The sequence below is a fragment of the Streptomyces mayteni genome, from assembly GCF_054783955.1.
Map to the genome: position 1 here is coordinate 1 of NZ_BAAGPR010000096.1, position 13,334 is coordinate 13,334.

The 13,334-nt window shown below is 73.6% G+C and carries 19 protein-coding genes and 1 pseudogene; 11 read left to right on the forward strand and 9 right to left on the reverse strand.

Going from position 1 to position 13,334, the window contains the following annotated elements; genetic code table 11:
- Nucleotides 1-402 (reverse strand): annotated as a pseudogene (locus ACYVPE_RS30605) (hypothetical protein); the annotation flags it as partial.
- An 85-nt stretch (nt 403-487) separates the two neighbouring features.
- On the opposite strand from ACYVPE_RS30605, the gene ACYVPE_RS30610 reads away from it, so the two are divergent.
- The 5 genes from ACYVPE_RS30610 (at nt 488) to ACYVPE_RS30630 (ending at nt 4,122) form a co-directional block, all read left to right on the forward strand.
- A complete protein-coding gene (locus ACYVPE_RS30610) occupies nt 488-1,471 on the forward strand; it encodes an Lrp/AsnC family transcriptional regulator (RefSeq protein ID WP_461037009.1) in 984 nt (327 codons plus the stop codon).
- Between the two features lie 51 nt (nt 1,472-1,522).
- Nucleotides 1,523-2,104 carry a TetR/AcrR family transcriptional regulator gene (locus ACYVPE_RS30615; protein ID WP_461037010.1) on the forward strand — a complete coding sequence of 194 codons (582 nt, stop codon included), beginning with the start codon at nt 1,523-1,525 and terminating at the stop codon, nt 2,102-2,104.
- Between the two features lie 66 nt (nt 2,105-2,170).
- Nucleotides 2,171-2,701, forward strand: a complete 531-nt coding sequence (locus ACYVPE_RS30620; protein WP_461037011.1) for an isochorismatase family protein — start codon at nt 2,171-2,173, stop codon at nt 2,699-2,701.
- An 82-nt stretch (nt 2,702-2,783) separates the two neighbouring features.
- Entirely contained in the window at nt 2,784-3,413 is a 630-nt protein-coding gene (locus ACYVPE_RS30625; RefSeq protein WP_461037012.1) for an AMIN-like domain-containing (lipo)protein, read from the forward strand.
- A gap of 19 nt (nt 3,414-3,432) precedes the next feature.
- Complete coding sequence (locus ACYVPE_RS30630) at nt 3,433-4,122, forward strand: formylglycine-generating enzyme family protein (protein ID WP_461037013.1); 690 nt, start codon at nt 3,433-3,435, stop codon at nt 4,120-4,122.
- Between the two features lie 40 nt (nt 4,123-4,162).
- On the opposite strand, the gene ACYVPE_RS30635 is transcribed toward ACYVPE_RS30630, so the two are convergent.
- The 3 genes from ACYVPE_RS30635 to ACYVPE_RS30645 form a co-directional block, all read right to left on the reverse strand.
- Nucleotides 4,163-4,561, reverse strand: a complete 399-nt coding sequence (locus ACYVPE_RS30635) for a DUF6234 family protein (protein ID WP_461037014.1) — start codon at nt 4,559-4,561, stop codon at nt 4,163-4,165.
- A gap of 94 nt (nt 4,562-4,655) precedes the next feature.
- A complete protein-coding gene (locus ACYVPE_RS30640) occupies nt 4,656-5,093 on the reverse strand; it encodes a DUF6234 family protein (protein WP_461037015.1) in 438 nt (145 codons plus the stop codon).
- Entirely contained in the window at nt 5,090-5,719 is a 630-nt protein-coding gene (locus tag ACYVPE_RS30645; protein ID WP_461037016.1) for a TetR family transcriptional regulator, read from the reverse strand. The genes ACYVPE_RS30640 and ACYVPE_RS30645 overlap by 4 nt, the downstream gene beginning before the upstream one ends.
- An 81-nt stretch (nt 5,720-5,800) precedes the next feature.
- On the opposite strand from ACYVPE_RS30645, the gene ACYVPE_RS30650 reads away from it, so the two are divergent.
- From ACYVPE_RS30650 to ACYVPE_RS30660, 3 genes are all read left to right on the forward strand, one after another.
- The gene (locus ACYVPE_RS30650; RefSeq protein ID WP_461037017.1) at nt 5,801-6,733 is read left to right on the forward strand and encodes an oxidoreductase; all 933 of its coding nucleotides are present in this window, start codon (nt 5,801-5,803) and stop codon (nt 6,731-6,733) included.
- A gap of 143 nt (nt 6,734-6,876) precedes the next feature.
- Complete coding sequence (locus ACYVPE_RS30655; RefSeq protein WP_461037018.1) at nt 6,877-7,290, forward strand: YciI family protein; 414 nt, start codon at nt 6,877-6,879, stop codon at nt 7,288-7,290.
- Nucleotides 7,287-8,537 carry an RNA polymerase sigma factor gene (locus ACYVPE_RS30660; protein WP_461037019.1) on the forward strand — a complete coding sequence of 417 codons (1,251 nt, stop codon included), beginning with the start codon at nt 7,287-7,289 and terminating at the stop codon, nt 8,535-8,537. Before ACYVPE_RS30655 ends, ACYVPE_RS30660 begins: the two co-directional genes overlap by 4 nt.
- Here ACYVPE_RS30660 and ACYVPE_RS30665 read toward each other — a convergent pair.
- Together ACYVPE_RS30665 and ACYVPE_RS30670 are read right to left on the reverse strand one after the other, a co-directional pair.
- Entirely contained in the window at nt 8,506-9,864 is a 1,359-nt protein-coding gene (locus tag ACYVPE_RS30665) for an MFS transporter (protein ID WP_461037020.1), read from the reverse strand. The two genes, ACYVPE_RS30660 and ACYVPE_RS30665, sit on opposite strands and share 32 nt — an antisense overlap.
- Complete coding sequence (locus ACYVPE_RS30670; protein ID WP_461037021.1) at nt 9,861-10,583, reverse strand: alpha/beta fold hydrolase; 723 nt, start codon at nt 10,581-10,583, stop codon at nt 9,861-9,863. Before ACYVPE_RS30670 ends, ACYVPE_RS30665 begins: the two co-directional genes overlap by 4 nt.
- A gap of 113 nt (nt 10,584-10,696) precedes the next feature.
- Here ACYVPE_RS30670 and ACYVPE_RS30675 point away from each other — a divergent pair, with 113 nt between their 5' ends.
- A complete protein-coding gene (locus ACYVPE_RS30675; RefSeq protein WP_461037022.1) occupies nt 10,697-11,008 on the forward strand; it encodes an ArsR/SmtB family transcription factor in 312 nt (103 codons plus the stop codon).
- Here the strand turns inward: ACYVPE_RS30675 and ACYVPE_RS30680 are convergent.
- The 3 genes from ACYVPE_RS30680 to ACYVPE_RS30690 all read right to left on the reverse strand — a co-directional run bounded on the left by ACYVPE_RS30680 (nt 11,005) and on the right by ACYVPE_RS30690 (nt 12,092).
- Nucleotides 11,005-11,373, reverse strand: coding sequence for a hypothetical protein (locus ACYVPE_RS30680; protein WP_461037023.1), 369 nt, complete (start codon nt 11,371-11,373; stop codon nt 11,005-11,007). The genes ACYVPE_RS30675 and ACYVPE_RS30680 overlap by 4 nt on opposite strands.
- A 114-nt stretch (nt 11,374-11,487) precedes the next feature.
- On the reverse strand, nt 11,488-11,937 hold the full coding sequence (locus tag ACYVPE_RS30685; RefSeq protein WP_461037024.1) for a hypothetical protein: 450 nt from the start codon (nt 11,935-11,937) through the stop codon (nt 11,488-11,490).
- Nucleotides 11,934-12,092 carry a hypothetical protein gene (locus ACYVPE_RS30690; RefSeq protein ID WP_461037025.1) on the reverse strand — a complete coding sequence of 53 codons (159 nt, stop codon included), beginning with the start codon at nt 12,090-12,092 and terminating at the stop codon, nt 11,934-11,936. Before ACYVPE_RS30690 ends, ACYVPE_RS30685 begins: the two co-directional genes overlap by 4 nt.
- Before the next feature lie 172 nt (nt 12,093-12,264).
- On the opposite strand from ACYVPE_RS30690, the gene ACYVPE_RS30695 reads away from it, so the two are divergent.
- Together ACYVPE_RS30695 and ACYVPE_RS30700 are read left to right on the forward strand one after the other, a co-directional pair.
- Nucleotides 12,265-13,104, forward strand: a complete 840-nt coding sequence (locus tag ACYVPE_RS30695) for a helix-turn-helix domain-containing protein (protein ID WP_461037026.1) — start codon at nt 12,265-12,267, stop codon at nt 13,102-13,104.
- A complete protein-coding gene (locus ACYVPE_RS30700; RefSeq protein ID WP_461037027.1) occupies nt 13,101-13,319 on the forward strand; it encodes a DUF397 domain-containing protein in 219 nt (72 codons plus the stop codon). Before ACYVPE_RS30695 ends, ACYVPE_RS30700 begins: the two co-directional genes overlap by 4 nt.
- Nucleotides 13,320-13,334: the final 15 nt, after the last annotated feature.

A 13,334-nucleotide genomic window follows, 5' to 3' on the forward strand; every position in this document is an offset into this window, starting at 1 on the left:
GAGCGGCAGCAGCCGCCGGCCGAGCAGCGCCGCCCGTCGGGCGCGGGCCCGGCGCCACTCCGCCCAGGCGGCGGCCGGGCCCTCGGCCGCCGCCACCCGGCGGCCCAGGGCGCGCAACAGTTGGCGCGCGTTGTGGTAGTCGCCGCGCCACAGCAGGGCGGTGCCTGCGCGGGTGAGCCGGTGGGCGGCGGCGGCCGTGGTCCGGTCGTCGGCGACCACCACCCGGGTGGGCGGCGGGGCGCCGCTGCCCGAGCGCCAGCGTGCCTGGTGCTCGACGGGCACGGCGTCCGGTCCTGGCTCCGTCCAGCTCACGACCTGCTCAGGGGCGGGCCGTTCCTGGGCGGCCGGCGCCGCGCCGGGCGGTGGCGGGATCGGGTGCGGGTCGGTGTTCGCCGGGTTCACCTGGGGATGGTGTGCCCGATGGCCCGCCGGCGGCGGCCTCCTGCGGTCCGAGGCGCGGTTTCGGACGGCGGACTACGCTTCCGGCGTGGATCTGCACGGGCTGGACGGGGCGAACGGGCTGGACGAGTTGGACCGGCGGCTGGTCCATGCCCTGCAACTCGACGGCCGGGCGGCGTTCACCCGGGTCGGCGAGGTGCTCGGCGTCTCGCACCAGACCGTCGCGCGCCGGTACCGGTCGCTGCGCGCCGCCGGGGTGCTGCGGGTGCGCGGCCTGCCGCACGCGCGCCGGCTCGGGCACACCGAGTGGTCGCTGCGGCTCAACTGTCGCCCGGCGGCCGCCGCCGAGGTCGCCCGCGCCCTGGCGCGCCGCGCCGACACCGGCTGGGTGGCGCTCACCGCGACCGCCGGCGAGGTGCTGTGCGCCTGGCGTACAGCCGACCCCGCCACGCACGACGGGCTGCTGCTGCGCACCCTGCCCCGCACCGCCGACGTGCGCGAGGTGTCGGCGAGTTGCCTGCTGCGCACCCACGTCGCCGACGCCGCCGCCCGCGGCGGCCGCCTGGCCGCGCTCGATCCTGAGCAGGCGGCCGCGCTGCGCCGCCGCCCCGTCCCGGCCGGCGGCGCGGGCGCCGAGCCGCACCGTCCGGACGTCACCGACCCGCCGCTGTTCGCGGCGCTCGCCGCCGACGGGCGCGCCAGCGCCCGCGAGCTCGCCGCCCGGCTCGGCCGCTCCGAGACCTGGGCCAGGGGACGGATCGACCGGTTGCGCCGGCACGGCACGCTCTACTTCGAGGCCGACGTCGACACCGCCAGGCTCGGCCACCACACCACCACGGTGCTCTGGCTCACCACCCCACCCGCCAGGACCGCGGCGGTGGCCCAGGCCCTGACCACCCACTCCCCGGTAGTTTTCGCCGCCACCGTCACCGGGCGGAGCAACCTGATGGCGGCGGTCGTCACCCCCGACACCGAGGCCCTGCACGCCTACCTCGCCGGTCCGCTGAGCGAGCTCGCCGCCGTCACGCACGTCGAGTCGGTTCCGGTGCTGCACATCGTCAAACGGCGCTGAACCGACCAGGAGTACTTGACCTCTGGGACCAGAACCGGCAGGCTGCCACTCGTGGGAAGGCCCAAGCAGTTCGATCCGGAGACCGCCGTCGCCCGCGCGATGGACGTGTTCTGGCGCGACGGCTACGCCGCCACCACCCCGCAGGCCCTCGCCGACGAGATCGGCATCGCGAAGGGCAGTCTCTACCACGCGTTCGGCAGCAAGCGCGCGCTCTTCGTACGCGCGCTGCGGCGGTACGGGGACACTCATGCCGCCGAACTCGCCGAACTGCTGCGCAACCAGGCCGTCCCCGTCCGGGAGCGGCTGCGGCTGGCCCTGGAGGCCCTGATCAAGGTCGACTTCGTGGCGACCGACCGGCGCGGCTGCTTCGCCGTGAACACGGCGACGGGGTCGGCCGGCCTCGACGACGAGGCGACGACCATCGTCCGGGCGATGTTCGACCGGACCGAGGGCGCGTTCCGCGACGCCATCGAGGAGGGCCAGCGGACTGGCGAGCTCGATCCGGCGCGCGACGCCCGCGCGACGGCGAGTCTGCTGTTGAACACCGTGGTCGGGATGCGCGTGCTGGCCAGGACCGCGGAAGGCCCGGAGCAGTTGCACCGGGTCGTGGGGGCGGCGCTCGCCGCCGTCTGATCCCGTCACGGGGGGCGGGGTCATACGGCGGTGTGGCCGTTCCAACGCCTGTGCGAGTATGGCTGGATGATCGTCGATGCCGTCATCGTCGTGGACATGCAGCAGGGATTCCTGGCCGGCGGCGCCGAGCCGGTGGCCGCCGCGGCCACCCTCACCGAGCGCGTCGGCGCCCTCCTGGCCCGGGCCCGCCTCGCCGGCGCACCCGTGATCCATCTCCAGAACGACGGCGCCCCCGGCACCACCGACGAGCCGTTCACCCCCGGCTGGGAGCTGGTCCTCAACGAGCCGGCCGAGCCCGTGATCCGCAAGACCGAGGACGACGGCTTCGCCGGCACCCCCCTCGGCGAACTGCTCGATGGCCACGGCGTTCGCCGCGTCGCCGTCTGCGGCGTGCTCAGCGAGATGTGCGTCAGCGCCACCGCCCGCACCGCCCTCGCCCGCGGGCTCGGCGTCGTCCTCCCGCACGACACCCACGGCACGTACCCCCTGGACGAGATCCCCGCCGACGTGGTCTCCCGCGTCGCGGAACACGCGCTGGGCGACGAGGTGGAGCTGGTCGCCGAGGCGGCGGCCGTCACCTTCGCCCCGGCCGGCTGACGGCCGACGTCTGACGTCTGACGGCCACCAGTACCGCCGCGGCGCCCCCCGAAAACCGATCCGTTCACCGGCAGGAGCCACCGTGATACCTCCCCGCACCAGACGCCGCCTCGCGGTCGCCGTCGCGGCCACCGCCCTCGTCCCCGCGCTGCTCGCGGCCTCCTGCGAGGAGGAGCCCCGAGGCGACACCGCCGAGAGCCAGCAGGACCAGCAGAGCCAGCAGGACCAGCAGGCCGAAGAGCCGGAGACGGACGAGACGGACGAGCCGGCCGCGGTGCCGGTCGGCGAGTGGGACACCGAGCGGAAGGACACCGAAGCGCAGGGCGCCGCCCAGTCCGCCGCCGTTCGGCTCGACGAGGTCCTGGTGAGCGAGCACGACGGCTACGACCGGCTCACCCTCACCTTCGACGCGGGCGCCCCGCAGGTCATCGCCGACTACGTGGACACCCTCCCCAGCGGCGACGAGGAGCCGCCCGAGGTACCCGGTGCCCACCAGCTGATGGTCGTCCTCGTCGGCTCGGCCGACGACAGCGTGGTCCCGCCGGTCGAACCCACCGACACCGTCCGCGCGGTCGCCGACTTCGGCGTCTTCGAGGGCGAACTCCGCGTCATCGTCGGCGTCGACACCCCCGGCGGCGGAGCCCCCGGCTACCAGGTGACCCCGGGCGAGAACGAGATCGTCGTCGACATCGCCCACGAACAGGCCGAGTAGCGGGGGGCGGGCCGAGAACATGGGAGCGGAGCGCGTCGAGTTGGTGCCGGTTCCGGCCGGTTCCGTGACGCTGTCGGATCGGCGCACCGAGCGGAGCTGGTCGGTTGAGGTCGCGGCGTTCGGGCTGTCGGCGTTCCCGGTCACCCAGGCCCACTACGCGCGGATCACCGGTCAGCGGCCGAGCGCGGAGCCGGGCGACGCGCTGCCCGTGGAGAGCGTCTCCTGGTGGGACGCCGTCCGGTACTGCAACGCACTCTCCCGCGCCGAGCGGTTGACGCCTGCCTACCGCCTCGACCTCGTCGCCGACGGCGGCCCCGACGTCGAGTGGGATGCCTCGGCCGACGGGTACCGGCTGCCGACCGAGGCCGAGTGGGAGCACGCCTGCCGGGCCGGCACCACCGGGCCGCGCTACGGCGACCTGGACGAGATCGCCTGGTACCGCGGCAACTCCGACGCGCGGATCCACGAGGTCGGCGGCAAGAAGCCCAACGCCTGGGGCCTCCACGACATGTTGGGCAACACATGGGACTGGTGCTGGGACCAGTACGACCCCGAGGTCTACGGCACCTACCGGGTGCTGCGCGGCGGCGGCTGGTTCGACGAGCGCTGGAGCTGCCGCGCCTCGGTCCGCCGCCGCAGCCACCCCACCTTCCACACCGACGACGTCGGCTTCCGCGTCGCGCGCTCCGGCCACCGCCCCGCCGGCTGACTCCTCGGCCGGCCCGCTGGCCGCCCGCTCAGCCGCCCCATCACCACGATGTCCGCTCCCCGCCCAGCTCGCCCGCCGCGCCCACCAGGATCAGGGTGGCCGTGCACAGGGCCAGCAGCCCCTGCGTCGAGGCCGTGACCCACACGCGTCGGCGAGCGGCGCGCCTCGCCGTCCACACCATCAGAGCCCCGAGCGCCGCGTAGGCCGCCAGATAGCCCCAGACCGGGTCCGGTTCCGCGGGGGTCGCCGGGTCGAGGCTCCAGCCGGAGAGCACCCACCACCCGAACACCGCGACCATGGCCATCAGTTCGAGCACGAGGAGGCCGAGCGCGCCCCCGATGTCGGCGACGCGGTCCGCGACGCGGTCGACGACACGGTCGGCGTGGTCGGCGGCGTGGTCGGCGGGCCGGGCGGTGTCGTCCGGGGCGGGCGTGGTCATGCCGCCAGTCTCCCGCCGCGACCCGTGCCGGACATGAGTACTTCTCCCCAGATCGAGGGCCGGCGAGGTCCCGCGCCGACCGGCCGCCCCCCGCTCAGAGGGCCGACCACCACGAGTCGAGGTTCCCGCTCAGTTCACCGATCGCGCCGACCAGGATCAGCGCGGTCGTGAACAGGGCCAGCAGCCCCTGCGTCCAGGCCGTCACGGAGGCGCGCCGGCGGGCGGCGCGGCTGGCCGTCCACACCATCAGGGCGGCGAGCGCCGCGTACCCCGCGAGATAGCCCCAGACCGGGGCCATGCGGACGGGGGCCAGATCGGCGTCCGGCCCGATGTTCGCGCCGGAGAGCCCCCACAGCAGAAGCAGCACGAACATGGCCACCAGCTCGAGCAGCAACATCCCGAGGGCGCCCGTGATGTCGGCGCTGCGTTCGGCGCGGCGATCCAGGCCGTCGTCGGCGCGCGTGTTGCCGTTGCCGTTGCCGTTGCCGTTGCCGTTGCCGTCGTCGTCGCTGTCGGGCGCGGGCGCGGTCATGCCGGCCGCCCGGCCGCGTCGAGCGCCGGCGCGATGACGGCGAACGCCCGGTCCGTCAGCCCGGCGGCCTCCTCGCGCCCCTCGCTCGCGCTCCACCGCCGCAGCACGGCGTCGAACGCGTCGAGCGCCATCCCGGCGGCCAGCCGCGGGTAGAGGTCTGCGTCCGCGTCGAGCCCGAGCCGGCGCGCCAGCTCCGCCGTCAGCTCGTCGCGCCACGCGTCCTGCCGTTCCAGGAAGCGGGCGAGCAGGGCGGGGGTCCCCAGGATCAGCCGGACGACGCGGAGCGTTCGGTCGGCGTGGTCCGGGTGGTGGTCGGCGCAGACGGCGAGCGCGGCCGAGACGGCGTGCCGCAGCGCCACCGAGGGCGGCTCCGCCGCGGGGCGGGCCGCCAACGCGTCGCGCATGCCGGTGCCGAGGTCGGCCAGGAACTGGACGACCACGTCCTCCTTGGAGGCGAAGTAGCGGAAGAACGTCCGCCGGGACACGCCGGCGGCGGCCACGATCTCGTCGACGGTGACCGCTGCGTACCCCTTCGACGCCAGCAACTGCAGCGCCGCCTCGGTCAGTTCGTTCGAGACGAGCCGCCGCTTGCGCTCGGCCATCGTGACGTCGGCGCGGATCTCCATGTGGCCAGGATACCCACAATGCCGCGCATGGCACTCAGGCGCGCATTGACATCCAGTGCCACTGAGGGCAAGGTGTGCCGCATGAGTGAGCCAGAACCGTGGACCGCCGGCCGGATCCACGACCAGACCGGGCGGGTGTTCGTCGTCACCGGCGCCAACAGTGGCCTCGGCCTCGCGACCGCCCGGGCGCTCGCCCACGCCGGCGGGCACGTGATCCTGGCCGTGCGCGACGAGGAGAAGGGGCGAAGGGCGGCCGCCGAGATCACCGCCGAGCGGCCGGACGCCGGCGTCGAGGTGCGTCGGCTCGACCTGGCCGACCTCGACTCGGTCCGTGCCTTCGCCGACCGGCTGCGCGCCGACCACCCACGCCTCGACGTCCTCGTCAACAACGCCGGCCTGATGGCCCCGCCACGCTCCCTCAGCCCCCAGGGCCAGGAACTCCAGTTCGCCTGCAACCACCTCGGCCACTTCGCGCTCACCGGCCTGCTGCTCGACCAGCTGACCGCCGGCACGGAGCCCCGGGTGGTCACCGTCAGCTCGGTCAACCACCGGCGGGCCCGCATCCGCTTCGACGACCTCACCGGCGAGCGCCGCTACGCGCCCATGGCCTTCTACAACCAGTCCAAGCTCGCCAACGCCGTCTTCGGCTGGGAGCTCCACCGCCGCCTGACCGCCGCCGGCAGCCCCGTCCGCAGCGTCCTCGCCCACCCCGGCTACACCGCCACCCACCTGCAGACGAGCGCCCCCGTCGGCCCCTGGCGCGTGCTGCTCAGCCGTATCGGCAACCCGCTGCTCGCCCAGCCGGCGGCCCGCGGCGCGCTGCCCCAGCTGTACGCGGCGACCGAACCCGGCGTCGACGGCGGCGAGTTCATCGGCCCGGACGGCCCCGCCGAGCTGCGCGGCGCCCCGACCCGCGTCCGGCTGGCGCCGCGGGCCACGGAACCCGAGACCGGCCGCCGCCTCTGGGAGCTATCCGAGCAGCTCACGGACGTGCGGTACCCGTTCTCCCACTGAGCCGAGCCGGACCGTGCAGAATCTCGAAAAAAGATCCGCCCGCGATGTCGAGAGCGTCACGACGGCTCCGACGTCTCCGGTGAGCGGCGCCCGAGAGGGGCACCGACACCGGCCCGAGGGGCCGACCGAGGGGAGCACGTCCCATGAAGTACCTGGTGATGGTCTACAGCAAGCAGGCCGACTACGACGCCATGAACGGCCAGCCGAGCGAGGGCCACCCCGCCTGGAGCCAGGCGGACTTCGCCGCCATGTTCGGCTACATGGAGTCGCTGAACAACGACCTCGCCGAGTCCGGCGAACTCGTCGAGGGACAGGGGCTGAGCGAGCCGAAGCAGGCCGTGGTCGTCACCGGCGGCCCCGACGGCAAGCCCGTCGTCTCGGACGGCCCCTTCGGCGAGACCAAGGAGGTCCTGGCGGGCTACTGGGTGCTGGAGTGCGAGAGCGTCGAGCGCGTCACCGAGATCGCCAAGCGCGCCCACCAGTGCCCGGTGCCGGCCGGCTCGCCGGTCAGCGACGTCGTCATCCGCCCGATCATGCAAGCCCCGAGCGCGGAGTGACGACCACCCCGGCCGAGGATCTGCTCCGCCGCCTGGCGCCGCAGGTCCTCGGCGCGCTCGTCCGCCGCTACGGCCACTTCGACGCCGCCGAGGACGCGGTGCAGGAGGCCCTGCTGGCCGCCGCCCAGCAGTGGCCGCGCGACGGCACACCGGACAACCCGCGCGGCTGGCTGATCCGCGTCGCCTCCCGCCGGCTGGTGGACGAGCTACGCGCCGAGGAGGCCCGCCGCCGCCGGGAGGAGACCGTCGTCGCCCTCACCCCGGACGACGGGTGGCACGCCCCGCCGCCCGGCGAGGCGCGCCACCCGCGCGAGGACGACACGCTGACGCTGCTCCTCCTCTGCTGCCACCCGGCCCTGTCGGCCCCGTCCCGCATCGCGCTGACCCTGCGCGCGGTCGGCGGCCTGACCACCGCCGAGATCGCCCGCGCGATGCTGGTCCCCGAGCCGACGATGGCGCAACGCATCAGCCGCGCCAAGAAGACCATCCAACGGGCCGGGGCCCGCTTCGCCGCCCCCACCGCCGACGAGCTCCCGGGCCGGCTCGCCGCCGTCCTCCACGTCCTCTACCTCGTCTTCAACGAGGGCCACACCGCCACCTCGGGGCAGACGCTGCACCGCGCCGAGCTGGCGGGCGAGGCCATCCGCCTCGCCCGCGCCGCCCACCGGCTGCTGCCGCAGGACGGCGAGGTGACCGGCCTGCTCGCGCTGATGCTGCTGACCGACGCCCGCCGCGCCGCCCGTACCGGCGCCGGCGGCGAGCTGATCCCGCTGGCCGAGCAGGACCGCACCCGCTGGAACAAGGCGGCCGTGGACGAGGGCGTCGAACTGCTCACGACCGCGCTCGCCGCGCCCGGGCGGCTCGGCCCCTACCAGGTCCAGGCCGCCATCGCCGCCGTGCACGACGAGGCCGCCGGTTCCGAGGACACCGACTGGTCCCAGATCCTCGCCCTCTACGACGTGTTGGTCGAGCTCGCCCCCGGGCCGGTGACCGAGCTCAACCGCGCGGTCGCCGTCGGCATGGCGCAGGGCCCACGCGCCGGCCTCGACCGGCTCGCCGCGCTCGACGCGGCCGGCACCCTCGTCGACCACCACCGCGTGGACGCCGTGCGCGGCCACCTGTGGGAGATGGCCGGCGACCCCGCGGCGGCCCGCGCCGCCTACCGGAACGCCGCCGCCCGCACCCTCAGCATCCCCGAACGCCGCTACCTCCAGCTCAGGGCCGCGGCGCTCGGCGAGGACGGCTGACGGCGCCACGCGCCGAAGCGGCCGTCAGACGGCGGGCGAGCAGCGCCGCCAGCGCGAAGGCCGCCGCCTCGTAGAGCAGCGCGTGCCGGAACGCCGTCCCCGCGGCCGACGCGTGGTAGACGAGGCCGGCGGCGGACACCCCGACGGTGCCGCCGAGTTGCTGGGCCGTGGGCAGCAGCCCCGAGACCGAGCCGACGGCCTCCGGGCGGGCCCGGTCCAGGACGAGCGTGAACACGGACGCCGTGAACACGCCGAACGCCGCGCCGCCCAGCGCGAGCGCCGGCAGCACGACCCACCGAGGCCCGGGCACCGCGAGCACCAGCATGACCAGCGCCAACGTCGAGGCCGCCGCCGTCGACGCCCCGACCCCCCACCGGCCGGTCAGGACGCGCGCCGCCCGGCCGCCGACCATCGCCGCCGCGGCGAACGGCGCCGCCGTGAGCCCGGCGGCCAGCGGCGGATATCCGAGCCCGGAGCGCAGATGCAGGAAGAGCACGTAACTGAACGACGGCACCCCGGCGTTGAAGACGAACACCAGCAGCACCCCGGCCCGCGCTGTCCGGTCCCGGAACACGCTGGGATGCAGCAACGGCTCGCGCCCGCCGCCGGGCCGCTGGGAGGCCACGAACCCGAACAACACCAGAACGGCCGCGGCCAGGCAGAGCCACGTCCACGCCGGCCACCCCGCCTCCCGCCCCACCGCGAGCGGCAGGATCAACAGCGCCGCCCCACCCGTCGCCAACACCGCGCCGACCGCGTCGATCCGGTGCCGGCCGGCCCCGCGCGCCGCCGGCAGCCAGCGGGCGGCGCCCGCCAACGCGGCAACACCCACGGGCACGTTGACCAGGAAGATCCACCGCCAGCCCCACCCCTCCAGCAGGACCGCGCCGATCAGCGGCCCGAGCAGCGACGCCAACCCCATCGTGGCGGCCAGCAGCCCGAGCGCCCGCGGGCGGCGCGACGCGTCCACCGTGACCTGGATCAGCGACAGCACCTGCGGCCCCATCAGCCCACTGCCCACGCCCTGCACGAGCCGGCACGCCACCAGCGCCTGCGCGGTCGGCGCCGCCGCGCACGCCGCGGACGCGACGGTGAAGACGGCGAGCCCGGCCGCGAACAGCCGCCGGTAGCCGTACGCGTCGCCCAGCCTGGCCGCGGTGATCAGCGTGCCGGCGTAGGTCAACGTGTAGCCGGTCAGCACGAGTTGCGCCGCGCCCTGACCGACGTCGAGGGCGGGGATGGCGGCGGTCACGATCGTGACGTCGAGCAGCTGCATGAACGTGGCGGCCAGCACCACGGCCAGGGGCCTGGACGCCGGCCCGGTCACGCCCAGTCGCCCAGCGCGGCCAGGAAGCCGTCCGGGGCGTCGACATGGGCGAAGTGCCCGGTGCCCGGCACGGTGCGGCAGACGAAGCCGACACGCTCGAAGTGGTCGGCCAGCGGCGGCGGCGTCAGGTCGCTCGGGTCGGCCAGCAGCACGAGCGACGGCACGACCGGGAAGACCGGCACATGGGCGGTCTCCAGGTACCGCATGCGGGTGGTCTCCGGGTCCCAGTCGCGCAACTCCGCCAGCCTGACCTCGACCGCCTCGTCCGACCAGGACGGGTGCGCGGCGCTGACGTCCTCGGCCGTCCACGTCTTGAACGCCCTTATGGCGGGCTGGACTTCGCCGTAGCCGAGGCCGGACCACGGGTACCACGCCGGGTCCTCGTAGACGGCCCGCGCCGGCCGCAGCCGGTCGGCGATCATCGCCAGCAGCACGCCGCCGAGCGAGTGCCCGATCGCCAGGTCCGGCCCGGCCGGCAGCACGTCGAGGAGCTCGTCCGCCCACCGCTCCCGGCTGTACGACCCGCTGCGCGCGCTCCGGCCATGCCCGGCCAGGTCGGGCGCGAGCACCCGGTACCCGTGCCGCTGCGCGAGCCACGGCGCGAGCCGCCACCAGGTGGCGGAACTCCCGGAGAGGCCGTGCAGCAGGACGGCCGTCCGGTCACCGTCCCCCCGCTCGTTCCGCCACTCCCTGACGTGCGGTCGTTCCGTCGTGCCCATGGGCCTTCCCTCCGAGATTTCGATAATCCTCGAAATGCTGTCCTGAGCGCCGGACGCTAGGCCATCGCTTCGATGGATGTCAAAGTCTCGAATCGGTGGGGTAGGGTCGTCGCATGCGCGCGCTCCACCACCCGGACCTGGCCTCGGTAGAGCTGGCCACCCTGCTCAACGCCCTGGCCGACCCGGTCCGCCTCCAGGTCGTCGGCCAGCTGGCCGCCGCCGGCGGCGTGGTGTGCGGGGGGTTCGACGTGGAGGTGAGCATGTCCACGCTCTCGCACCACCTGAAGGTCCTCCGCGAGGCCGGCGTGGTCCGCGTCACCCCGCAGGGCAGCTTCCGCCAGCACGAACTACGCCTCGCGGAGATCGAGGAGCGCTACCCGGGCGTGCTCACCCACATCATCGACTCCGTGCGGGCGCGGTCCTAGGTTTTGTCCGACTCGGGGACCGGAGGCGTGTTCTCCGGATCCAGCGCCGCCAGGGCGAGGTGGACGCCGCCCTGGGCGATGCCCACGTTCAGCGCGAAGCGAGTGTGGGAGATCGGCCGGGTCAACGGGTTCCGACGATGCGCGCGCGCCGCCTTCTCCGCGGTCTGGAGCGCCTTGACGGCGGACTGGAGCCAACGCGGCAGTTCCTCGGGCTCCGTGACGTCGATCAACTCCAGGGAGGCGGCCGTGACCTTCTCGGCCGCGCCCTCCAAGGCGCCGGCCCGCCGAATGGTGAGCCCGTCCCCCTCGAAGGTCCTCAGCAGGTTGAACACGTCGTGCAGTCCGGCTATCGCGTCTGAACTCATGCCCACAGCATGCCGCAACCGGGTCTTTGGCCGCCGCAAACGGGCCGCCAGGGTCCCGTTGCACCGGGACTGTGACGTTACGGTCATCCCAACCGGCGTGTCGTGGGCCCAACGTCACAGTGTTTGCACCCGAGCCGGGCTGGTTCTGCGGAAGCTTGGGTTTTCCAAGCGTTTGCTGATGCGGGCCGTGAGGCGGTAGCGGAGCTCGAATTCCCCGGCCTCGCCGGCGACCCGGTCGCGGCTTCCTGCGGTGATCACCACGAGTTGCCCGGCCTTGAGCGCTTCCAATTGGCGCTCCTGCGCCTGCACGTCGTCCAGCCAGTCGCCGAAGACTCGTCCGGGGTTGGGCGTGGCGGGAGGCACGGGATGCAAGACGCCCGCAGGGAACGGCCCGCTCGGTTCCGGGGATGGATCAAGCGCGCGCGCCAGACGCGCGGCCTGTCCCCGCAGCCACCGAAGCGCCAGCCGAGGCGTGCCGGCCAGATGGCAGCCCAACGCCCAGACTCGGGGTGGCCGGGCCGGCATCACCACCGTGACCTCGCACCAGTAGCCAACGCGGTTCATCCCTCACCCCGCGCCAGCAGGTTGTTCCGCGTCTGGTGGTTGACCTCACGGACAGCCCGCCTGATCCGCCTTATGGTCGGGCTTTCGTTCTCCTCCTCGCCCTCGGCTGTTGTGCAGGGCTCGGCCCGGAGGTCGGTTTCGTCCTCAACTTCCATGTGCGCTCCCTGAGTTAGGGCCTCGCCCAGTGCGCCAGATGTAACTGTGTGCACTGGACCCACTACCAAGGGAACGCGGCCGCTCCTAGGATGGCGATACTTCAGCGGAAGCGTTGTAGTCCGCTGGCTGTTCGGATTTCGGACCGTGTCTGTGTAACTGGAGGTCACGGCGTTGGACGAGGCGACCCCATCCGAAGACTTCAATGACCCCTCAATGACCCCGCTCCAACGATTCGGTGCGGACGTGAAGCGAGTGCGACTCGGCCGCAAGCTCACGCAGAAGCAACTCGGGAAGGCCACCGGCTACTCGGAGTCGTACGTCAGCCAGGTCGAGAAGGGGAAGCTGCTTCCCAGCGAGAAGTTCGCCACGGGTTGCGACCTCGTTTTCGGGACGAACGGCCTGTTCGTTGGCCTGCTGCACCGCGTCCTTGAGGGGGATCACCCGACACAGTTCGTGCCGTACGTCGAGATGGAGCGGAAGGCGGCCCACATTCTCAACTTCTCGGCGACTACCGTCATGGGGCTGTTCCAGACCGAGGAGTACGCGCGGGCGATCTTCCGGGCGGGCCACGGGCGGGAGAGCTCGGAGGTGATTGACGGCAAGGTCCGGGCGCGGATCAGGCGAAGGGAACTGCTGGACAGGGACAAGCCGCCGACGGTGTGGGTGGTCCTACACGAGGGTTCTCTCCGGACCCACGTTGGTGGCCGGAGTGTTATGGCTGCACAGCTGGAGTTCCTGAGGGAGTCGGCGGAGCGCCCGGGAGTCGACCTCCAGGTCATCCCCTACACGGCGGGAGCGGCTGCCGCGCATGTCGGACCTTTCACGCTGCTGACCTTCGACCGCGACCCGGTCGTGCTCTACTCGGAGGACCTACAGGGTGGCAGGCTCTGCCGGACAGCTGCCACAACAGAGCGAGCCCGACAACACTATGATCGGCTCCGCGCGCACGCGCTGCCGCCCGATGAGTCACTGGCCGTTCTCAAGACCGTGCACAAGGAGTACTCACCATGAGCTCGGACCTGGTGTGGGTCAAGTCCTCCTACAGCACGTCGTCGGGCGGGGAGTGCGTTGAGGTCTCCCCGAGCCTGCGGGCCGACCGCTTGGTGCCGGTACGGGACAGCAAGGTGGCGGTTGGACCCGCACTGGTCTTCTCCGTCGACGGTTGGGTGAGCTTTGTGGCGGCTGTAGCGGGGGGTGTGCGTGGCGTTGACGGCGATGCCGGCTAGCGCCTTCGCCATGCC